The organism is Runella sp. (genome assembly GCF_965279615.1).
Lineage (GTDB): Bacteria > Bacteroidota > Bacteroidia > Cytophagales > Spirosomataceae > Runella.
Window position 1 is genome coordinate 6,442,857 of sequence record NZ_OZ257252.1, and the last position, 21,183, is coordinate 6,464,039.

Consider the following 21,183-nt stretch of genomic DNA (forward strand, 5'->3'; position numbering starts at 1 on the left):
TTTGGCGATTACAAAATCCGTTCATTTAACTTTCGAAGAATATCGGCGCGTTCCTGCTCAATTTCAGAGAGTTGAGCCGATAGAGCCGCGTCGGTATTGTAAGCGCCGAGGGCTTCTTTGAGTTGATTACCGGCAACTGTGAGGTCGTCGAGTTCCTGTTTAAGGGCTTTGAATTCGGGTTTTTCACAAACGGTTACGCGTTCTTCACAAAGTGCCTGTAAGTGAGCGTACTGCTTTTCAATAGTTTCGTTGGGTAAAACCATTGTTTTAGGATTGAGTTTTTCCTGTGAATACGAGATGATCGCATTTTCGTTGCTGCGTTGTAAACTTATATAGCCAACAACTCCAATCAGCAAAATCACCACAGCAGCGGCAGCGTATCGCCACCAACTTCTTTGAGAGTGAGGAAGTTGAGCGCTTACGTCAAACCACGTCTGAGTAGGAGGTTCATGCACGGGCAGTTTACGTATTGCTTCCTGTAAAGGCGTTTCATTGAGACCTTGTTCAATGTTTTCCCAGACCGATTCGGGCGGAGAATAAAGCGGAAGTTTATCTTTCAATGACTTTGACATCTTGCATTTTGTTTTGTACCGTGTGTTGGGATTTGAGAATCCCAACGCACTCTTCACTAATGCACTCCTGACTTCTTACTCCTCAAATCTCACTCCTTTTTAATATCACTCTCAATCGCTTTTTGGCGTAAAATAATTGCGACTTTGAGGTTCCCTCCGATACACTTAACATTTCGGCTATTTCGCGGTGGGTGTATCCTTCAATTTCGGCCAACACGAATACGGTGCGCGTACCTTCAGGCAAACTCAAAATGGCTTTTTCCAAATGGGCAGCTTCAATGGCGTCGTTTCCCCAGTCTACGGCAGTAGTATCGGTCGGAATTTCTTCCATCAAAATGTACTGTTGCTGTAATTGAGCGTTGCGATACGCCTTTCGAACCAAGATCGACTTGATCCAAGCCCCCAATGTTGCTTCACCGCGATACTGCGACAAATTGCGAAATACCGATAGAAAAGTATCCTGTAAAGCGCTGTTTGCTTCGTCAAAATCGCCCGTGATGCGGTACGCCAACGTGTACATTGCCGATTTGTAACGGTCATACAGAAGACGTTGTGCACCACGATCTTGGGAAAGGCAGCGTTGAATCAGTTCTTTTTCGGTCATGAATTTTGCTTTCAATCACAAAGAGCAACTACCCATAAGAAAAGGTTGGAATCGGAAATAAAAATAATGTAATGTGGTACGGACGGCCCGTCCGTCAACAAAAAAAAGAAGAAGACGAAATTGAAGATGAAATTATAAACAAAGAAATAATAATAAAACTCCAAAACTCACTGCGGCACAAACCCCGCCGTAGCCATCCAATGCAGACAACGACCGAACCACTCATCAAATGCCGGCACTTTCAAATATCCATGTTCGCCTTTTGAATAAATATGCAGTTCGCTGAGAACTTTATTTTGCTGCAATGCCTCGTAAAAGATCAAACTGTTTTTCACAGGAACTACTGTATCGTCGCTGGCATGGGTAATAAAAGCAGGAGGCGTAGCAGCAGTGACCTGCTGTTCGTTGGAGTAAAGTTTCATTTGCTCCGTTGAGGCCGTTTTCCCTAATAGATTAACCCCTGAACCTTTATGGCCAATGCCCTCCATAAAACTGATGACCGGATACACCAAAACCATAAAGTCCGGACGAACGCTTATGCCTTCTGAGTTGGGAACGGCAGATTTTTCAAAATGCGTTCCTGCCGTAGCGGCCAAATGCCCACCCGCCGAAAAACCCATAATACCGATTTTTTGAGGATCAACATTCCACTCTGCGGCCCGTTGCCGAATGGTTTTTATGGCCTGCTGCGCGTCCTGCAACGGGCCAATTGAAGGATCTATCATTGTTTTATCACTTGGCAATCTATATTTCAACACAAAAGCGGCGATGCCTCGTTTGGTAAATGCTTCGGCCACATCGTAGCCTTCTCTTTTAATAACCAATACGCCGTAACCGCCTCCCGGACAAACAATTACGGCAGCGCCGGTCGCTTTGTCTTTGGGCGGCAAAAATACAGTAAGGGTAGGCTGTGAGACTTTAGAGACAACATTCGACGGAGTTTTCACTTCTTCATTAGGCACATCTTTCGCATTGGGAACCGCGCCCTTATACAACGGGATTTCCTGTTGAGCAAAGCAAGTGAGTGTCGAAAAAAGGCAGAAGAGAATTGATTTTATTTTGGTGATGTTACCCATGAGTGTCGCGCGTTAGCTATTTGTATTGAAAGACAAAAGGGCGAGTTTTCTTTTTATTATTTTTGTTGCAGATGAAAAAATAGAGCGTAATTGCTTGACAATCAAAATCAGAGAGCCAAGGGAATATCTCAAAAATGCCATAATTACGGAGCGAAAAGGAAACCGCAACGATTGTTTCCTAACTTTGCCGCATGAACCGGTATTCAGTTTTTTTATTGTTAGGAGCCAACTTGGGCGAGCGTGAAGCGATGTTGGTCAAAGCAACGCAATTGATTTCGGAACGAATCGCCCCTGTTACAGCACAATCGCACTTATACGAAACCGCCCCTTGGGGAGTGATCGACCAACCTGCTTTTTTGAATCAAGTGATTAAAATTGAAACGACTTTATCGCCCGAAGAGGTATTGGCGCAGACACTCGACATTGAAAAACAACTTGGCCGTGAGCGGCGCTTACGGTGGGGAGCACGAGTTATAGACATTGATATGCTGTATTTTGACAATGTAGTTTTAGAAACCGAATACCTGCATTTACCGCACCCACGATTGCACCAACGCCGCTTTACGCTGGTGCCTTTGGCAGAAATAGCCCCTGATTTTATCCATCCTGTTTTGCACAAGACAAACCAACAATTACTTAGTGAATGTACAGATGAGAGTCAGGTCAGCGTTTGTGAATAAATGGGCAAAAGAAAAAGAGAGAAGAAAGACGTTGAACGTCGAAAGCAAGTACATTTGATCAATCATTCATTTACTTTTATGCAACGTCGCGATTTTCTTAAGAATACCATCATTACCACCGGAGGAGTCATTGCTTTTGGCAGTTGTAAAGAAAAAGATCCTTATGCCGAGCGTGAATATAAAGGACAAATCGCCATCATTGGGGCAGGAGCGGCGGGATTGTATGCGGGATATTTACTGGAAGGAAAAAAAGCTAACTATACTATCTATGAGGCTTCTGATAAAATCGGCGGCCGTATTCGTTCCTTAAAAGGGTTTGCTGATTATGACATTGAACTGGGCGCCGAAGAAATTCACGGCAACCTGTCGGTTTGGTACGATTGGGTCAAAGAATCCGGTGCTTCGATTATTACCGATACTTCTACGGATTTTTATCAGATCGGTTCGCAGTTGCTTTCTGAAAAGCAATGGGGCAATGACAGCGACTTTAAAGCCGCGTTGACATTGGCGCAACAGGCAATTAATTATTCCGGAACGGATATGACATTGCTCCAATACATGGAGTCGACCAAACTTGCGGCAAAGGTACGGCACATTACGGAAGCTTTGGTGGCCAATAAATATGGCACCTCGGCCAATCGCCTGAGTATTTTAGGAGCAACGGAAGAAAACCAAACGCGGTCTGCAGGCAGTGGTGATTTTACGTTGGCCAATCGTTCGTTGGTTTCGGTGTTAGAAGAAAAATGCAAAAGCGTTATTCCAAAAGTTGTGCTTAATACTCAGATAAAGCGGATCGATTACAGCAACGAGCGGATCATGTTGGAAGATGCGCAGGCCCAACGGCGCTATGTGGACAAGGTGATCATTACTGTTCCGCTTTCTGTCTTGCAAAGCACAGATTTACAGTTTACTCCCGCACTTCCCGATACTAAGATCGCGTCCATTAAAAGCATAGGTATGGGCGCCGGAATAAAAGCCGTGTTGGTTTTTAATCAACGTTTTTGGGATGCTGCCACGGGTTCGGTCTATACTTCGGGAGTTGTACCCGAATATTCGGTAAGTTCAAACGGACGCAGCACCAAATCGTTTGTGTTGACGGGGTTGGTAATGGGCGAAAAGGCCGAGGCACTCAGTGCAGTATCGGCATCCGCAGCGATTCAAAGTATGTTGAAAGATTTGGACGCAGTTTATGGAAAAGGCATTGCAACGGGTTCCTTAACCAACGCTCGCCTCATGGATTGGGGCAAAGAGCCTTTTATTAAAGGCGCCTATTCTTATCCGATTGTGGGTGGCGGCGGATTACTGAATCGCCAAACGCTTTCATATCCGGTTCAACGAAGACTTTATTTTGCCGGTGAGGCTACACATTACGGTGGGCACAGCGGTACCGTTCACGGCGCAGTGGAAACGGGCCGCCGGGTCGTGGAAGAATTATATAAAGATGTGACGTAGAATAAATTAGATCAATCTATCCCGCCCAACTTTCCCTATCTAAACTCCGATACTGAATGGCTTCGGCCAAATGCTCAATTTTGATTTCGGGGCTGGCCGCTAAGTCGGCAATGGTCCGTGATACTTTCAGAATACGGTCATACGCCCGCGCCGAAAGCCCGAGGCGTTCCATGGCGGTTTTGAGCAATATCTTTCCGGCGGGGTTAACGTCGCATATTTCCTTTACCATCTGAGAGGGCATCATGGCGTTGCAATAAATACCCGCACTTTCTTTGAAACGTTCTGTTTGAATTTCCCGTGCCTTGATGACTCGCTCGCGGATGGCAGCGCTGTTTTCGGATTTACGGGTAGAGGCAATTTGATCAAAAGAAACGGGCGTCACTTCAACGTGCAGGTCAATGCGGTCGAGGAGGGGACCGCTGATCTTATTCAGATAACGCTGCACGGCTCCCGGTGGGCAAACACATTCTTTATCAGGATGGTTATAGTAGCCGCATGGACAAGGGTTCATGCTGGCAATGAGCATAAAATTGGCCGGGAATTCCACCGCCCATTTGGTACGGGAAATGGTAACGCGACGTTCTTCCAGCGGTTGCCGCATTACTTCCAAGACCGTTCGCTTAAATTCCGGTAATTCATCCAAAAACAAAACGCCGTTATGCGCCAAAGATATTTCGCCGGGTTGGGGAAAGGAGCCGCCACCCACCAACGCGGCGTCGCTGACGGTATGGTGCGGAGCACGAAACGGACGTCGTGAGATCAGTGCCGCTTTTGTACCTAACTTGCCCGCAACAGAATGTATTTTGGTTGTTTCGAGCGCTTCATGGAGCGTCAATGGCGGCAAAATAGACGGAATGCGTTTGGCTAACATGGTTTTTCCTGAGCCGGGAGGGCCGATCATAATGGCATTATGACCGCCTGCGGCCGCAATTTCGAGCGCGCGTTTGATGTTTTCCTGCCCCTGAACGTGCTCAAAATCAGCCTCATATTCGTTGAGCGTACTGAGAAAAATATCTCTTGTGTCAATCGTTACGGGAGTAATCTCTTTTGTTCCTTCAAAAAACTCAATCGCATCTTTCAGGTTTTCGACGGGAATCACGTCCAGATTATTGACAATGGCCGCCTCATGGGCGTTGGCAGCGGGAAGAATAAATCCTTTATACCCTAATTTTCGGGCTTCAATGGCAATGGGCAAAACTCCTTTGATGGGCCGCAGTTTTCCGTCAAGCGAAAGTTCTCCCATGATGATATACTCTTCAAGGTTCTTTTGGGCAGACAATTGCTCAGAGGCTTGAAGTACACAAAGCGCAATGGGTAAGTCGTACGCGGAACCTTCTTTGCGAATATCGGCCGGGGCCAGATTTACCACCACTTTTTGACGGGGCATTCGGTAATTGAAATACTTAAGAGAAGCTTCTACGCGCTGTTCACTCTCTTTTACGGCGCTGTCGGGCAGGCCCACCATAAAAAAACGCATTCCCTGTCCTACCGTGACTTCAATGGTAATAATGGTGGCATTGACGCCGTATACTGCACTGCCGAAGGTTTTTGAAAGCATACTGTATTCTTTTAAAAGCTGATTTTTTCGTAAAAATAAATTTTATCTATCAAAATGATGCACTATTGTCCGGCGTTAGAGTTCAAAAGAAGGATTCACATCTTCCCCCTGAAGCATATATCAATTTTATGTTCAATTCATTACCTTTGCCATCCTTTATTACTAAGTACATCATTTAAAACAAATAAGAATAACTACTAACAAGTTATGTTACAGCGTATTCAGACACTTTTTTTAGCATTAGTCGCCGTTGGAATGGGAGGAATGATTTCCTTACCCATTTGGGATAAAACAGCCTTAGATACTACCCAATCCGTGCATTTGACTGCCCTGCGGTTCATTCATCAACAAGGCAACAGTTCGGCAATTACTCCTGTATGGTACTTGGCTGCTTTAGGCGCGCTTGTGGCTGCTTTGGCCGCTTTTGCTTTATCTCAATACAAAAACCGCCTCCTGCAATCCGGACTGTGTGCTGCCAACTCTATCCTTATGACGATCATAATGGGTTTGGTCATGTATTTTGTGTTCGGAAAAGCTAAAAATCTTTTTGATCCCAACAGCACCGGCAGCTTTGGCCTCGGATTTTATGCCCTTATATTGGCAATGTTGTCCAACGTAATCGCCAACCGTTTTATCCGTCGCGACGAGAAATTTGTTCGCTCGCAAGGACGTATGCGATAAATAAACAGGCATAATAAATATATTTTTAAACAGTTTTTCTGCTTATTTTACTAAGTAAAAGCCCTGCAAGGTTTTGGCTGTCAGTGCTTTGTAAGGTATTTTGGGTGGTCCGATGAAAAAAAAAGTTTTTTTTACGGAGAAAAATTTGTTGTGTCAAATTTGATAATTTTTACTAATTTCAAACTTAGATATTAGAGTTCATGATCATTTCATACGAGATCATTGAAACTCTGCATAACTAGCATTTTTTAACTTTTCAACTCACCAAAAAAGCTATACAAAGTCCTGTAAATCAGGAGAGTAAAAGCCACTAAATTTATAAGTCACGAGGATGATTCAGGTAGACACAGGCGTGCAGCATACGCTTAAAGAGCGACTCAAAGAGATATTCGGTTACAGTCAGTTTAGAGGGGAGCAGGAAGCTATCATCAATAGCATCATGGGGGGGAATAATACGTTCGTTATTATGCCAACCGGCGCGGGTAAATCCCTTTGTTACCAGTTGCCGGCAATTACCACCGAAGGGGTTGCAATTGTTATCTCGCCCCTTATTGCTTTGATGAAAAATCAGGTAGATCAACTCAATGCATTTGGCATCAATGCCCAATTTTTGAACTCTACACTCAATAAGGCGGAAATCAATAAAGTAAAAAAGGATGCTTTAGACGGAACCTTAAAGCTCCTTTATATTGCGCCTGAGTCGTTGACCAAAGAAGAGAACCTGGATTTTTTGCAGAGAGCCAATATCTCTTTTGTCGCCGTTGACGAAGCACACTGTATCTCAGAATGGGGCCATGATTTCAGACCGGAATACCGTCGAATCCGGGGAATCATTGATAACATCAACCCGGAATTGCCCCTGATCGCTTTGACCGCTACTGCTACTCCTAAAGTGCAGCAGGATATTGTCAGAAACTTGCGCATGGAAGAAGCAGCGATGTTTAAAACTTCTTTCAACCGTAAAAACCTTTACTACGAAATCCGCCCTAAACTGGGAGATGTAAATAAGCAACTCATTAAATACATCAAAAACAATAAAGGCAAATCGGGGATCATCTATTGTTTGAGCCGCAAAACAGTGGAAGAAGTTGCCAATTTGCTGAATGTAAACGATGTAAAAGCATTGCCGTATCACGCAGGACTTGATTCTTCCACTCGGATGCACAATCAGGATGCTTTCCTTAACGAAGAAGCAGACGTGATCGTGGCAACCATCGCCTTCGGCATGGGCATCGACAAACCCGATGTGCGTTTTGTGATTCACTACGATGCGCCAAAATCCTTGGAAGGCTATTATCAGGAAACCGGCCGTGCCGGCCGTGATGGCTTGGAAGGAAACTGCGTCATGTTCTATTGCATCGACGATATTCAAAAACTGGAGAAATTCAACAAAGATAAGTCGGTAACTGAGCGGGATAACGCCCGCCATTTGCTCAATGAAATGGTGGCCTACGCTAATCTTGGAGCGTGCCGTCGCCGTCAGTTGTTAAGCTATTTTGGTGAGTACATGGAGAAAGACTGTGGGTTTTGCGACAATTGTATCAAACCTACCCAACGCACCAGAATTCAGGATGAAGCAGTATTGGTGCTGAAAGCCATTGACCAAACGGATGAACGGTTTGATGGTGACCACATTGCCGATCTGATCACTGCTACGGACAATATCTACGTAACAAGCTACGAGCACAATAAGCTTGAAATGTACGGTGCGGGTAAATACAAAGACGAAGAAGAAGGCGAAGAATATGGTGTGGAGTTTTGGCGGTCAATGATTCGTCAATTGGTGATCTTTGGGTTTTTGAGTAAGGATTCGGAGAATTTCGGAGTATTGAAAATGACCGAAAAGGGCAAGAAATACATTAAAGACCCTTATCCGATTACGATCTCTAAAGATCATACGTTTGACGAAAGTGAAAATCAGAAATCAAACGAAGAAGAAGATGTAAGCGATCTTGCTCCCGCAGGCGGTGGTAATGCGTACGACGAAGCACTCTTGGGCTTGCTGAAAGCCATGCGCAAGAAAATAGCCAAAGAGAAGAATCTTCCTCCTTACGTGATTTTCCAAGATCCGTCGTTGGAAGAAATGGCGACTACATACCCCACTACTTCTCAGGAAATGGCCCAGATCAACGGAGTCGGGATGGGAAAAGTGTCGAAATTTGGTCGGCCGTTTATTGATTTAATTACCAAATACGTTGAAGAAAATGAAATAGAAACCGCTAAGGACGTAGTTGTAAAATCGGCAGCTAACAAGTCCAAAGTGAAGATTTTTATTATTCAGCAGATAGACCGAAAAGTGGATTTGGATGAGATTGCGGAAGCAAAAGGACTTGGGATGGACGAATTGATTGAGGAGATTGAACACATTTGCTACTCCGGAACCAAATTGAACTTGGATTACTACATCAATCAGATCATGGACCGTGACCGCCAACGGGATATTTACGATTATTTCATGGCGACAGAAACGGACAGCATCGCAGTTGCCATGGATGAGTTGGCAGAAGAAGATGTGACAGAAGATGAACTCCGATTGATGCGTATCAAATTCCTGTCAGAAGTAGCAAACTAAGAGGAAAGCTAATCGGCATAAAAGTAAGAACAAACATGTGTTTGCTCTTACTTTTATGATTACTCAACCTTACACCATAGCGATCCCTTTTATCTTATAAAAATGAACATTCTAATCCTTGGTTCGGGCGGACGTGAGCATGCTTTTGCTTGGAAAATCGCGCAAAGTCCACACTGTGATGAGTTATATGTAGCCCCGGGCAATGCCGGTACAGCGCAAATAGCGACCAATCTTCTCTTTAGCTATAATGACTTCGAGGCAACCGCCAAAGCAATTACAGACTTCAAAATTAAACTGGTGATTGTAGGGCCGGAAGAACCCTTGGTAAACGGCATTGTTGATTTTCTGAAAGCCCGTCCCGAATTTGCAAGAGTCAAAATTGTAGGCCCTGATCACTTAGGGGCCCAATTGGAAGGGAGTAAGGATTTTTCGAAAAATTTCATGACAAAGTACGCCATTCCAACCGCTACTTCCCGCACTTTTACTTCAGAAACCTTAGAAGAAGGTCTTTCTTTTTTGGAAAGCCACACATTACCTGTTGTATTGAAAGCAGATGGACTGGCAGCGGGCAAAGGCGTAATTATCGCAGAATCCATTGCTACGGCCAAAACAGCCATGAATGATATGCTCGTAGAAGCAAAATTTGGTGATGCCGGCAACAAAGTAGTGGTTGAGCAGTTTTTAAGAGGAATAGAACTGTCGGTTTTTGTGCTGACCGATGGCGTAAATTATAAAATTTTGCCTGAAGCGAAAGATTACAAACGCATCGGTGAAAAAGATACCGGTCCTAATACGGGCGGAATGGGTGCCGTTTCGCCCGTGGTATTTGCAGATGAGAATTTTTTGAGAAAAGTAGAAAATAAAATCGTTAAACCAACGCTGGCCGGATTGCAGGCCGAAGGAATTCGCTACGTCGGATTTATTTTTATTGGGCTAATGAACGTAAAAGGTGAACCTTATGTCATTGAATACAATGCGCGTATGGGTGATCCCGAAACAGAAGTGGTATTGCCACGAATTCAGTCTGATTTTGTGACGCTTCTGCTCGCAGCAGCCGACCAAAAACTGGCTGAAAGTGATTTTATTATTTCGCCGCAAACGGCAGTTACTACCGTAGTGGTTTCGGGAGGGTATCCTGATGCGTACGAAAAAGGTAAGAAAATTACAGAATTGGAGAGAATAGAAGACGTGCTCGTCTTTCATGCAGGGACTACCACCAACGGCAATGGGGAAGTTCTCAGCAACGGCGGCCGTGTGTTGACTTTAACAGCCTTGGCAAATTCGCTCGAAGGAGCCGTAAATAAGTCCCAAAAAGCAGCAGCAACGGTACAATTTGAAGGAAAATACTATCGTAAAGATATTGGATTGGATTTGATTCGTTATAATGATTAGTCGGAAGTCGTTAGTGGTCAGTTGTTTTTGGCTTGGACCGTTCTAATGACTGAAGACGATTGACTAACAACTAACTATATGTCTTGTAAATCATGTTCAACCGGTGGTTGCGGTACTCGCGGCTTAGATGGAAAAACGGCCGGTTGTCAAAATAACGGCGCCTGTGGAACGGGTGGCTGTAATAAAATGAACGTTTTTGATTGGCTCAGTGATATGGATGTGCCGCTGATGAAACGTTTCGATGTTGTAGAAGTAAAATTTAAAGGTGGTAGAAAAGAATACTTTCGCAATATAAACCTGTTGGACCTTCATACCGGCGACTATGTGGTTTGCGAAATGGCCTCCGGCTATCATATTGGTTCTGTATCGTTGCAGGGAGACTTAGTTCGCCTGCAAATGGTCAAAAAGAAAGTAGCCAATGACGAAAATGTGAAAAGCATTTACCGCGTTGCTACTCCGCGCGATCTGGAGAAACATGAGCAAAGCATTGCCCGTGATCTGACCACCATGTACCGCGCGCGTGAGTTGGTCAAAGACCTGAAACTCAATATGAAACTCTCAGACGTGGAGTTTCAGTCAGATAACACCAAAGCTACTTTTTACTACTCTGCCGACGAACGCGTCGATTTTCGTGAATTGATCAAAGTATTGGCCGGTGAATTTAAGGCACGTATTGAGATGCGTCAGATCAGTCTTCGCCAAGAGGCGGGGCGTTTGGGTGGTATCGGCGCCTGCGGACGCGAATTGTGTTGTTCTACATGGCTGACTGATTTCAAAAATATTACCACTTCTGCAGCCCGTTATCAGAATCTCTCATTGAATCCGACCAAATTGTCGGGGCAATGTGGCCGACTGAAATGTTGCCTTAATTATGAGTTGGAAACCTACATTGATGCGCTGAAGGATATTCCGCACGTAGATGCACCGCTTAAGACTCAAAAGGGAAATGCGCATTTGCAGAAAACCGATATTTTTAAGAAGATCATGTGGTTTGGGTACGAAAACGACAGTACCACTTGGCACCCGATCTCGCTTGAAAATGTCAATAAAATATTGAGCCTTAACGTAAAAGGGCAGAAACCCCTTTCCTTGGAAGTGTTAGAAATTGAAGAACTTGTGTCGGCGCTTCCTGCTCCCGGGCTCAACAGCGATCTGGCGAAAATGGATAAGAAATTCAGCAGCCGCGATCAACAGCAAACGGGCAACCGTAATAAAAATAAGAAGAAAAAAAGCGGTGGCGGTGGAAATAATCCCGCCAATAACGCAAAACCGAATAATCAGCCCAAAGCGGGAGGGGATAAAAAGTAAACCTATTGTCTGAATTTTTTGTTGCAGAGGGGATGGTCTTTTAAGATTATCCCCTTTCTTTAGTAGTTGACCATTCAAAAATAACGATTAATATACCCAACCATGCAACCTGTATTTGTTTATACCGAAGCGAGCCCAAATCCAAATTCGATGAAGTTTGTCTTGAACTTCGAGCTTGTACCTCAAGGACTTTCGTTTGATTATCCGGATATTGAGTCAGCCCAAGTAGAGGGGAAAGCATCCCCGTTGGCAGGAGATCTGTTTCAGTTTCCATTTGTTCAACGCGTTTTTTTAGCGTCCAATTTTGTAACGCTCACCAAAGATGATGCAACGGATTGGGGCGAAGTTATTTTGGATACAAAACAATTCCTGAAAATTTATTTTGAAGAGAATCACCCCGTTTTTGAGCAAAAAACAGTTGATAAAAACACCGCTATTTTAGATACTGACAGCCCGACCATTCGCCAGATCAAGACCATTTTGGATGATTATGTACGTCCGGCGGTGGAATCAGACGGCGGTGCTATTTCTTTTCACTCTTTTGAAGAAGGTACCGGAACCGTAAAAGTATTATTACAAGGCTCATGCAGCGGATGCCCCTCTTCTACGTTGACGCTTAAAGCGGGTATCCAAAATCTGCTTACGCAAATGGTACCTGATGTAAAAGAGGTAGTTGCAGAAGGAGTGTAGGGCTTCTTATGCAATATTTATCCTATTTTTGAGTTTCTTTGTGGGAAAATTCAATAAAAACTTTCCAAGATTTTACCTTTGGATAAAATCTTGGAAAGTTTTTTGCATGTTATTTATTTTTGAAATTTAAAAACCCTTTAATTCGTATCAAATAGAAAGCTCGCCTAATTTAGCAGCCTTTTTGTTTTAATACGTTATTACGTTAGTTTACAGAACTAATCAGATTTATTACGTACATGTCGACGATTCTTAAAACCCTACTGATTTTTAGCTGGATAGTATTATGCAGCTTTACCTTAAAATCTGATGCAGAAGGAGGGATAAAGACAATAGTCATTGATGCCGGACACGGAGGCAAAGACCCGGGCGCACGCGGGCGTATCTCGCGTGAAAAGGACATTGTTTTAGAGATTGCCCTTCAACTGGCTCTCAAAGTTAAGTCTGAAATGCCCGATGTCAAGGTCGTATTGACCCGCGCTACGGATAAGTTTGTGGATTTGGACGAACGTTCCAATATTGCCAATCGCCGCAAAGCTGATCTCTTTATATCCATTCATTGCAACTCTCTTCCAAAGAACAAAGTTAGCCCTGCGGGGACCGAGACCTTTGTGATGGGATTGCACAAGTCGGACGAAAACTTTGAGGTGGCAAAGCGCGAAAACGCTGTTATCTTATTGGAAAAAGATTATCAAGACAAGTACAACGGTTTTAACCCTAATTCTCCGCTTGCGTATATTATGCTTGCCAATCGCCAGAGTGCGTATATTGCCAGCAGTTTGAATTTTGCGGGAAAGATAGAACGGCAATTCAAAAAACACGCCGACCGCAGCAGCCGTGGTGTAAAACAGGCAGGATTTATGGTGTTGTGGCAAACGGCCATGCCGAGTGTTTTGATAGAAGCAGGCTTTCTGAGCCACGCGCAGGAAGAAAAGTACCTGAATTCAGAAGAAGGGCAAGAGCAAATAGCTGAATCTATCTTCCGCGCTTTTAAGCAATATAAGGAAGAAGTGGAAGAAAACTGATAAATTTGCCCTTTCACACAGAAGTTAAGAGTTGAATAATTAAGCGTTATGAATGTACTCCTAACTTTTGACTCTTACGTTTTAATACATACACATCCATGAAAATATCGAAAGAAGCAAAAGTTGGTATACTGGCAATTGTCACCATTACGATGCTGTATTTTGGCTTCAATTTTTTAAAAGGTTCAGATTTCTTTTCAACGACCAATCAATACTACGTGATTTATGATAATGTAGGGTCGCTACAGCCTTCCAATCCCATTAAGCTCAACGGTGTTCCCGTAGGGATCGTAAAAGCGACTGAATTATTGCAGCAAAGGGGAAATACCGTTTTGGTAACGCTTGAGATCAATCGTAATATTATTTTAACCAAAGGGACCAAAGCAATGCTTACTTCGGAGTTGCTTGGAGGAAGTGCGCTGTTGCTTCAGATCCCGTCAGGTGCCCCACAACTTCCGGAAGGTGATACCTTGGTGGCTGAGACCGAAAAGGGGATTCAGTCATTGTTGCAGGAAAAAGCATTGCCGGTGGTAAAAAATGCAGATTCACTGATTGTCAGCCTCAATAAAATTATCAATCAATTTGATAAAACGGGCTACGCGCTCAACAAACTTTTGACGACAACCGACCAAACGGCTATGGGGATTAACGGGATGGTGGAACAAAATCGTTTATCTATTTCGGCTACGTTGGCCAATGTAAATGCGTTATCGGCTGCCTTGATCGAAACAGAGAAGGGAATAAAGCCGATCCTTGGCAATTTACAAACCGCCACAGATTCGTTGAAAGCGTTGCGCCTTGGACAAACATTGGCACAGGCAAATGCCGCGGTGGCAACGCTTCAAAAGTCGCTTAATGCGCTCGAACAGGGGCAGGGGACGGCGGGAAAATTATTGAAAGACCAAGCCCTATACGATAACCTGAATCGCACGATTGTGAGTGTGAATAAATTGATGACAAATTTTCGTCAATATCCCAAGCGCTACGTAAACGTATCGGTATTCGGCAAAAAAGATAAAGGCCCCGCCGACAGCCCTGCCGATACGACGTTGAAATATTAAGTTGACTCAGAGACAAAAGAGGCCGCGATCATGATCGCGGCCTCTTTTGTGTATTGACAAACCGGCTTTTTATTAAGCGGTCGTTTTTTTGGTTCTCCGAGCGGGTCGGGTTGTGAGCAACCCTCCACACAGGGAAACACTCTCCGTGTGAAGGGTTGCTCACAACCCGACCCGTCCGCTCGTTAGAGTAATATCTGCCTTGTAAAAACCTGAAAACTTTTGCTCGACTACTTAAGCCGTTGTCTTTTTAGCCGGAGACATTTTGGCTTTGGCAAATTGCCAGATCATTGGCAAAACAGAAAGACCGATAATACCGAAAATAACCAATTCGAAGTTTTGTTTTACAATGGGTAAATTACCGAAAAAATAGCCCAACATGGTTAGTGTCGGCACCCAAAGCAAAGCTCCGATGATACAAAATACAATGTATTTGGAATAGGTCATGCTGCCGGCACCCGCCACAAAAGGAGCAATGGTACGCACGATTGGAATAAAACGAGCCATAATGACGGTTTTACCGCCGTGTTTGGCATAAAAAGCTTCGGTCTCTTCCAAATATTCACGTTTAAAAAATAGGATGCGTTCTCGTTTCTTAATAGTACTTCCCAGGAATTTACCCACAAAGTAATTGACATTATCGCCCATCAGCGCCGCAACGATCAATAAAGGAATCACAAACCAAGGATTTAATGCGCCTGTAGAAGCCGCCAAAGCACCCGTTGCAAACAAAAGTGAGTCACCCGGAAGGAGTGGCATCACTACCAATCCTGTTTCAGTAAAAACAATCAAAAATAAAATCAGATAAGTAAGTGTGCCGTATTCATTGATGATGTCGGCGAGGTGCTTGTCGAGATGGAGAAAAAAGTCTAAGATTTGCGAGAGAATTTCCATGTGTGTGTGTGTTTGTGTTGTAGAATGATAACGCGAAGTGGTGCGTTGCTACTTTGTTAATTTCCAGCGCTTGCGGGTTTTATCGTTTAAGAAATGGGCGAAGGTATCACCGCGTAGTCCCAAACGAATGGTTTCGAGGGGAATAATTTCATTAGGGGCAATGTTGCCCAGATTGACGTTAGCGCCGAGGAGTTTTACAAACCACACCTGTTGTGCTTTTTGGGGAGCCTCCCAAATAATATCTTTGAAAGAAACCTGCGTTAAGATCTCTTCTACCAATCCTTGGCGTACTTCTCCGCTCGAACGGAACAAACCTACATTTCCTGCTTCGCGCGATTCACCGATCACTTTCCACGCACCTGCCTGCAACTCAGCCTTCATCAACTGTATCCATTTGTAGGGAGGAATGATTTTGGTTTCGTCTTTCGAGCCAACCTCCGACAGTACCTTTACCTGTTCGGCCAATACTTTGATAAAATCGCATTTGATTTCTTCCGGCATATCCACCGAGCCATCGGAGACTTCGGCGTATTCCAGTTGATACTCATCGATCAAACGGCGATAATCTTCAAATTGATTGCGGACCACAAATGCTTCAAATAATGTTCCTCCGAAATAAACAGGAATCCCGGCGCTTTTATAAACGGCAATTTTATCTTTCAGATTTGGGGTGACAAATGAAGTTGCCCATCCTAATTTAACGATGTCGATGTGCGGGGCAGAAATATCAAGCATGTCCTCAATTTCACGAATGCTTAATCCTTTGTCCATAACCATGGTTAGCCCGAATTGACGTGGTTTACTGGTACGGTCAGGTACTTGAGATAATTTAAAATTCATACTAATTGGTAAGGTATGTCATTGAAAGTGAAGCACAAAATTAGCGATTACAATTGCAACCTACTAGAAAATATGCTGATTTTCATCAATTATTAATCACTATAAATCCTATGGGATGAAAACTTTTTTACCTTTTTGGGATTTTTTGGAAAGGTACAACAGGAGAGATTTTTATCAAAATCTTCAACCATTTTATAACAATAAAAAAACCCGCAACCTAAATTGCGGGCTAACGAAAAGGGTAGGAAGAGTAAGGCCTTTGCGCAGAGAACCTGTACGATATCAACAGAAACTTGGGTATTGCTCGGGGGCTGATTCGCTGATCAATTCATATACTGCTTCAAATATATCTTCCACATTTGGTTTTGAAAAATAATCGCCGTCTGAGCTATAGGCCGGCCGATGAGGTTTGGCCGAAACGCACCGTGGTGCCGAGTCAAGCCACTTATAAGCGTTTTGGGTGTCCAGAACCTGTTGCATCATGTAGCCGGTGCCGCCGCCGGGCATATCTTCATCGGCAAAAATCACGCGGTTGGTCTTTTTAATGGAATCAAGAATTTGGTGGTCAAGGTCAAAGGGAAGTAATGTTTGTACATCAATGACTTCAACGCTGATCCCGGCCTGTGAAAGTTCTTCGGCGGCTTCCATCACAATCCGACACATGGAACCATAGGTTACAATGGTTAAATCATTCCCTTCGCGCAAGATTTCGGTTTGACCGAGCGGTACGCAAAATTCCCCTAAATTGTTGGGCATCCGTTCTTTCAGACGATAACCATTGAGAGGCTCAACCAACATCGCAGGGTCATCGCCGCGCAGTAAGGTATTATACATTCCTGCGGCCTGTGTGAGGTTGCGGGGTACGCATACATGAAGGCCACGTAAACTGTGAATCACAGTAGCCATTGGTGAGCCGGAGTGCCATATTCCTTCCAAACGGTGGCCGCGTGTTCGGATGATAACAGGCGCTTTTTGGCCGCCTTTGGTTCGATAATGCAAAGATGCCAAATCGTCGGTGAGGGTGGCCAAGGCATAGTATACGTAATCAAAATACTGTATTTCAACAATGGGTTTTAAGCCTCTAATGGCTAACCCGATGCCTTGTCCGATAATCGTTGTTTCACGGATGCCGGTATCGGTTATTCTGAGTTCTCCGAACTGTTCCTGTAATCCCGCAAATCCCTGATTGACATCGCCGATTTTTCCAACATCTTCACCAAGCGCCACAATTCGGGCATCATTAGCAAAAAGAGCGGTAAAATTGGCCCGTACTACTTCGCGGCCATCCACAAACGGCGATTCATCGTCGTAATAAGGAGCAACAGGAAGAACTTTCAGGGGAGAGTCTGGCGATTCACTGTAAAGATGTGAGCTAAAGCGATCGTGATTTATCTCTGTATTTTTTTCGAGCCAATCAATGAGTGCCTGTTTGGCAGGGCTTGATTCAAAACGAAGCGCACGCAGTGCTTTTCGGACGGCAGTAGTATTGTAGCGGTGAAGCGGAACAAACTCTCGTTGTACTTCATCAACGAGTTGAAGCAACTCAGCTTTAAAACGGCTTTCCTGAGCTGCGGTCTGAATAAGGGTCAATGCTTCGTTTTGTTCTTTCAGGATGGCCTCACTGTATGCTTTCCATGCGTCATTTCGTTGCAAACGAATAAACTTTTTGGCTTGCTCTTCAATCTCTTCCAGTTCATCGTTGCTCGCGTAGCCATTGGTCAGAATCCATTCTTTAAACTTACGATTACAATCCCATTCCTGTTCCCACGTAAGTCGTTCCGCAGATTTATAGCGGGTATGTGTTCCTGAAGATGAATGCCCTTGTGGCTGTGTTACTTCCTGTACGTGAATGAGCACCGGTACGTGGTCACGGCGACAAATTTCTTCGGCTTTACGATAGGTTTCGAGCAGACTTACATAGTCCCATGCTTTGACCGTAAAAATTTCAATTCCGTTTTCGTCTTCGTGGCGTTGCAAGCCGGCGAGTGCTTTTGAAATGCTTCCCTTCGTAGTTTGGTATTCGACCGGTACCGAAATACCAAAACCATCATCCCAAACCGACATCAACAGCGGTACCTGTAATACTCCGGCGGCATTCATCGTTTCCCAAAACATTCCTTGGGAAGTAGAAGCGTCGCCGATGGTCGCAAAGGTAATTTCATCGCCTCTGTGTGAAAAATCGGTCATAGACCATAATTCTTCATTTTGACGATACAGTTTGGAAGCATACGCCAATCCTACCGAGCGGGGAATTTGCCCGGCCGTAGGAGCTAAGTCATTGATGTGATTGTACGTATCTGTTTGAGATTTCCATAGACCATTTTCATCCAAAAAGCGGGTTGTATAATGGTTGTTCATGGAACGCCCGGCCGTGTGCGGATCAAAAGCCAAGTCGGCATGGCCGTATAATTGAGAAAAGTATTGCTGCCATGTAAGATTGTTGAGGGCAGCTACGATGGTTTGGTCACGATAATATCCTGAACGAAAATCTCCTTTGCGAAAAACTTTAGCCATCGCCACCTGCGCCAACTCCTTCCCATCGCCAAAAATTCCAAACTTTGCCCTGCCTCCCATCACATCCTTTCGGCCCAATAAGCTGGCCTGGCGGCTTTCACATACCAAACGATAATCGTTTAGGATCCCTTGGCGCGTAAGGGCAATAAAGTCGGTCGCGAGTTCGTTCTCTATCACGTTTCTTGATGAAATTTTAGTAGGTTTTCGTTAGTTATTCACTAATGAAAAGTAAAATAAATAAACAATTATTAAAAACTTACTAACGAATACTGAGTACCATTGTTTTGGCAAGTAAATATAATGGAAAACATGTCAGGTTTCAAAATACAAGTTTTTTCTGTTACTTTGTTACAAAATTTCTGTCAAAAAGAACGTTTGGCAAAACTTTTGCTCACACAATTATTGTTAGACAAGCAACCAACTTTTACAAAACTAAATTTTACAAAAACCATGAAGAAGTTTCTTTCATTTTTCGTAGCAATTTTGGTATTCAGTGCAGCAGGCTATGCCCAAAAGGGAGTAGTAAAGTTTGCCAAGAACGAGCATGATTTTGCAAAAATCGAGCAAGGCAAACCGGTAAGCTACGTGTTTGAGTTTACCAACACAGGTACTGATCCCGTCGTTTTAGGAAATGTAACGGCTTCATGCGGTTGCACAACTCCTGAGTGGACGCGTGAGCCTGTAATGCCGGGCAAAAAAGGAACCGTTAAAGCTACGTTCAATGCAGGCGTAATGGGACCTTTCAACAAAACGGTAACGATTCCAAGCAATGCTGAAAACGGCACGTTGTACTTAACCCTGAAAGGTGAAGTAATTGCCAGCAAAGCTCCTGAAGCTAAGAAAAGCGGAAACTAAAGATTAATTGTTGGCTAAAAAGTTGATAGTCAACGAATTGATATTTAAGGCGCTGAATTTTAAACAGCATAAAAAGGCTTTGGCTTGATGTCAAAGCCTTTTTTGTTATTTTTGTAAACGAAAGAGGGTATGGCCGGGTGTTGCATAGTATTGCGTAACGATCATACTCAATACTTAGTACCTCGTATTTTAACCTTTTGAGATGTTTAAAACCGGTATCATTCTCGCGTTGATTGTTGCTTTTTCCTGTCAAAATACCGCAGATCAGCAACACGCAGTTTCTCTCCAAAACGTGCTGGCCGATTGTGTCACCGATGCCACGCTGACACCGGAACAGATTTCTAAAGTTCGTACCAAAATCAGAGCAGACCAAAAATCTGCAAGTCTGGATTCGATTTTTCGACGAAAATTTAAGCTTGAACGTTTCAACGGGAATGTGTTGATCGCACAACAAGGGGTTGTTCTGTATCGTAATTCCTTTGGTTATGCGCAAATGGAACACAAAGACACGTTGCGTTCAGAATCTAAATTTCAATTGGCGTCGCTTTCAAAAACATTCACGGCGGTTGCTGTTCTGAAACTATACGAAGAAGGAAAGTTGAAGTTGGATGATTCCATTCAAAAATTTATTCCTCAATTTCCATATTCGGGCATTCAAATTAAGTCCCTGCTGTCGCACCGCAGCGGCTTGCCCAATTATGCGTATGTGCTGACCGACAGTGTGCGTAAACGCAACCCTTATCCCTGCAATGATGACATTGTACGCTGGTATTGCGCTGTTAAACCAAAATTGTACAATACGCCTAATCGTAATTTCAGCTACAGCAATACGAACTACGCCTTGCTTGCCACCATCGTAGAGAAAGTGTCAGGACAGAAATTTGAAGACTATCTGCGTCAATCAATTTTTAAGCCTTTGGGAATGAAGGATACGTGGTTGGTTACAAGCCACAATGACTCACTTAATTTATACCGAACCACGGGGTATCAGTATAACCGTAAGTTGGCGAAAGATAATTTTGACGATGTTGTAGGTGATAAAGGGGTATACTCCACAATGGATGATATTCTGCGTTGGTACGCCGGACTGAACGGCGGCTGCATCCTGCGCCCGGAAACAATGAAAGAGGCTTTCACGCCGCGAAGTTTTGAAAGGCATGGAATAAAAAATTATGGTTATGGTTTTCGGATGCACGTAAACGAAGCTACGCGTGAACCAAAATACGTTTATCACACCGGTTGGTGGAAAGGCTATAATACGTTGATGTGGTTCAGCCCTAAAAATAAGTTTGTTATCATCATTCTCAGCAACCGCTACAATCGCAGTATCTACCAGATCAAACCTATTTTGGAGGTTTTGGAAGGTAAAAGCAAAGTAGAAGAGGGGATCGAGGAAGAAATGTTCTAGTTGACCT

Annotated in this window: 18 protein-coding genes; 11 read left to right on the top strand and 7 right to left on the bottom strand. The window is 43.9% G+C overall.

The window, feature by feature from the left end:
• Nucleotides 1-8: 8 nt before the first annotated feature.
• The 3 genes from ACQY73_RS26950 to ACQY73_RS26960 all read right to left on the bottom strand — a co-directional run bounded on the left by ACQY73_RS26950 (nucleotide 9) and on the right by ACQY73_RS26960 (nucleotide 2,252).
• Complete coding sequence (locus ACQY73_RS26950; RefSeq protein WP_428657161.1) at nucleotides 9-572, bottom strand: anti-sigma factor; 564 nt, start codon at nucleotides 570-572, stop codon at nucleotides 9-11.
• An 82-nt stretch (nucleotides 573-654) separates the two neighbouring features.
• Nucleotides 655-1,176, bottom strand: coding sequence for an RNA polymerase sigma factor (locus ACQY73_RS26955; protein ID WP_428657163.1), 522 nt, complete (start codon nucleotides 1,174-1,176; stop codon nucleotides 655-657).
• 167 nt (nucleotides 1,177-1,343) lie between these two features.
• A complete protein-coding gene (locus ACQY73_RS26960) occupies nucleotides 1,344-2,252 on the bottom strand; it encodes an alpha/beta hydrolase (RefSeq protein ID WP_428657165.1) in 909 nt (302 codons plus the stop codon).
• 191 nt (nucleotides 2,253-2,443) lie between these two features.
• Here ACQY73_RS26960 and folK point away from each other — a divergent pair, with 191 nt between their 5' ends.
• Nucleotides 2,444-2,932, top strand: a complete 489-nt coding sequence (gene folK, locus ACQY73_RS26965; RefSeq protein ID WP_428657167.1) for a 2-amino-4-hydroxy-6-hydroxymethyldihydropteridine diphosphokinase — start codon at nucleotides 2,444-2,446, stop codon at nucleotides 2,930-2,932.
• On the top strand, nucleotides 2,933-4,384 hold the full coding sequence (locus tag ACQY73_RS26970; protein ID WP_428657169.1) for a flavin monoamine oxidase family protein: 1,452 nt from the start codon (nucleotides 2,933-2,935) through the stop codon (nucleotides 4,382-4,384).
• A 16-nt stretch (nucleotides 4,385-4,400) separates the two neighbouring features.
• Here the strand turns inward: ACQY73_RS26970 and ACQY73_RS26975 are convergent, their stop codons facing one another.
• Nucleotides 4,401-5,942, bottom strand: a complete 1,542-nt coding sequence (locus tag ACQY73_RS26975; protein WP_428657171.1) for a YifB family Mg chelatase-like AAA ATPase — start codon at nucleotides 5,940-5,942, stop codon at nucleotides 4,401-4,403.
• Nucleotides 5,943-6,149: 207 nt separating this feature from the next.
• Here ACQY73_RS26975 and ACQY73_RS26980 point away from each other — a divergent pair, with 207 nt between their 5' ends.
• From ACQY73_RS26980 to ACQY73_RS27010, 7 genes are all read left to right on the top strand, one after another.
• A complete protein-coding gene (locus ACQY73_RS26980) occupies nucleotides 6,150-6,623 on the top strand; it encodes a DUF4293 domain-containing protein (RefSeq protein WP_428657173.1) in 474 nt (157 codons plus the stop codon).
• A gap of 331 nt (nucleotides 6,624-6,954) precedes the next feature.
• Nucleotides 6,955-9,195, top strand: a complete 2,241-nt coding sequence (gene recQ, locus ACQY73_RS26985; protein ID WP_428657175.1) for a DNA helicase RecQ — start codon at nucleotides 6,955-6,957, stop codon at nucleotides 9,193-9,195.
• 102 nt (nucleotides 9,196-9,297) lie between these two features.
• Complete coding sequence (purD, locus tag ACQY73_RS26990) at nucleotides 9,298-10,587, top strand: phosphoribosylamine--glycine ligase (RefSeq protein WP_428657177.1); 1,290 nt, start codon at nucleotides 9,298-9,300, stop codon at nucleotides 10,585-10,587.
• Between the two features lie 78 nt (nucleotides 10,588-10,665).
• Nucleotides 10,666-11,895, top strand: coding sequence for a PSP1 domain-containing protein (locus ACQY73_RS26995; protein WP_428657179.1), 1,230 nt, complete (start codon nucleotides 10,666-10,668; stop codon nucleotides 11,893-11,895).
• 102 nt (nucleotides 11,896-11,997) lie between these two features.
• The gene (locus ACQY73_RS27000; RefSeq protein ID WP_428657181.1) at nucleotides 11,998-12,585 is read left to right on the top strand and encodes a NifU family protein; all 588 of its coding nucleotides are present in this window, start codon (nucleotides 11,998-12,000) and stop codon (nucleotides 12,583-12,585) included.
• A gap of 236 nt (nucleotides 12,586-12,821) precedes the next feature.
• On the top strand, nucleotides 12,822-13,607 hold the full coding sequence (locus ACQY73_RS27005) for an N-acetylmuramoyl-L-alanine amidase family protein (RefSeq protein ID WP_428657183.1): 786 nt from the start codon (nucleotides 12,822-12,824) through the stop codon (nucleotides 13,605-13,607).
• Nucleotides 13,608-13,705: 98 nt separating this feature from the next.
• A complete protein-coding gene (locus ACQY73_RS27010; protein ID WP_428657185.1) occupies nucleotides 13,706-14,668 on the top strand; it encodes an MlaD family protein in 963 nt (320 codons plus the stop codon).
• A gap of 231 nt (nucleotides 14,669-14,899) precedes the next feature.
• On the opposite strand, the gene ACQY73_RS27015 is transcribed toward ACQY73_RS27010, so the two are convergent.
• The 3 genes from ACQY73_RS27015 to ACQY73_RS27025 form a co-directional block, all read right to left on the bottom strand.
• Nucleotides 14,900-15,559: a DedA family protein gene (locus ACQY73_RS27015; protein WP_428657187.1), complete on the bottom strand. Its 660-nt coding sequence runs from the start codon at nucleotides 15,557-15,559 to the stop codon at nucleotides 14,900-14,902.
• 48 nt (nucleotides 15,560-15,607) lie between these two features.
• Nucleotides 15,608-16,399 (bottom strand): phosphosulfolactate synthase, encoded by a 792-nt coding sequence (locus ACQY73_RS27020; protein ID WP_428657189.1) that lies wholly within the window; start codon nucleotides 16,397-16,399, stop codon nucleotides 15,608-15,610.
• 282 nt (nucleotides 16,400-16,681) lie between these two features.
• On the bottom strand, nucleotides 16,682-19,090 hold the full coding sequence (locus ACQY73_RS27025; RefSeq protein ID WP_428657191.1) for an alpha-ketoacid dehydrogenase subunit alpha/beta: 2,409 nt from the start codon (nucleotides 19,088-19,090) through the stop codon (nucleotides 16,682-16,684).
• Nucleotides 19,091-19,363: 273 nt separating this feature from the next.
• Here ACQY73_RS27025 and ACQY73_RS27030 point away from each other — a divergent pair, with 273 nt between their 5' ends.
• Nucleotides 19,364-19,768: a DUF1573 domain-containing protein gene (locus tag ACQY73_RS27030; RefSeq protein WP_428657193.1), complete on the top strand. Its 405-nt coding sequence runs from the start codon at nucleotides 19,364-19,366 to the stop codon at nucleotides 19,766-19,768.
• Between the two features lie 202 nt (nucleotides 19,769-19,970).
• On the top strand, nucleotides 19,971-21,176 hold the full coding sequence (locus tag ACQY73_RS27035; protein ID WP_428657195.1) for a serine hydrolase domain-containing protein: 1,206 nt from the start codon (nucleotides 19,971-19,973) through the stop codon (nucleotides 21,174-21,176).
• The last annotated feature ends 7 nt before the right edge of the window (nucleotides 21,177-21,183 follow it).

What these genes read in the sequence shown, in the direction of transcription:
- ACQY73_RS26950 (WP_428657161.1), bottom strand. Translation starts at nt 572, where the DNA reads ATGTCAAAGTCATTGAAAGATAAACTTCCGCTTTATTCTCCGCCCGAA.
- ACQY73_RS26955 (WP_428657163.1), bottom strand. Translation starts at nt 1,176, where the DNA reads ATGACCGAAAAAGAACTGATTCAACGCTGCCTTTCCCAAGATCGTGGT.
- ACQY73_RS26960 (WP_428657165.1), bottom strand. Translation starts at nt 2,252, where the DNA reads ATGGGTAACATCACCAAAATAAAATCAATTCTCTTCTGCCTTTTTTCG.
- folK (WP_428657167.1), top strand. Translation starts at nt 2,444, where the DNA reads ATGAACCGGTATTCAGTTTTTTTATTGTTAGGAGCCAACTTGGGCGAG.
- ACQY73_RS26970 (WP_428657169.1), top strand. Translation starts at nt 2,933, where the DNA reads ATGGGCAAAAGAAAAAGAGAGAAGAAAGACGTTGAACGTCGAAAGCAA.
- ACQY73_RS26975 (WP_428657171.1), bottom strand. Translation starts at nt 5,942, where the DNA reads ATGCTTTCAAAAACCTTCGGCAGTGCAGTATACGGCGTCAATGCCACC.
- ACQY73_RS26980 (WP_428657173.1), top strand. Translation starts at nt 6,150, where the DNA reads ATGTTACAGCGTATTCAGACACTTTTTTTAGCATTAGTCGCCGTTGGA.
- recQ (WP_428657175.1), top strand. Translation starts at nt 6,955, where the DNA reads ATGATTCAGGTAGACACAGGCGTGCAGCATACGCTTAAAGAGCGACTC.
- purD (WP_428657177.1), top strand. Translation starts at nt 9,298, where the DNA reads ATGAACATTCTAATCCTTGGTTCGGGCGGACGTGAGCATGCTTTTGCT.
- ACQY73_RS26995 (WP_428657179.1), top strand. Translation starts at nt 10,666, where the DNA reads ATGTCTTGTAAATCATGTTCAACCGGTGGTTGCGGTACTCGCGGCTTA.
- ACQY73_RS27000 (WP_428657181.1), top strand. Translation starts at nt 11,998, where the DNA reads ATGCAACCTGTATTTGTTTATACCGAAGCGAGCCCAAATCCAAATTCG.
- ACQY73_RS27005 (WP_428657183.1), top strand. Translation starts at nt 12,822, where the DNA reads ATGTCGACGATTCTTAAAACCCTACTGATTTTTAGCTGGATAGTATTA.
- ACQY73_RS27010 (WP_428657185.1), top strand. Translation starts at nt 13,706, where the DNA reads ATGAAAATATCGAAAGAAGCAAAAGTTGGTATACTGGCAATTGTCACC.
- ACQY73_RS27015 (WP_428657187.1), bottom strand. Translation starts at nt 15,559, where the DNA reads ATGGAAATTCTCTCGCAAATCTTAGACTTTTTTCTCCATCTCGACAAG.
- ACQY73_RS27020 (WP_428657189.1), bottom strand. Translation starts at nt 16,399, where the DNA reads ATGAATTTTAAATTATCTCAAGTACCTGACCGTACCAGTAAACCACGT.
- ACQY73_RS27030 (WP_428657193.1), top strand. Translation starts at nt 19,364, where the DNA reads ATGAAGAAGTTTCTTTCATTTTTCGTAGCAATTTTGGTATTCAGTGCA.
- ACQY73_RS27035 (WP_428657195.1), top strand. Translation starts at nt 19,971, where the DNA reads ATGTTTAAAACCGGTATCATTCTCGCGTTGATTGTTGCTTTTTCCTGT.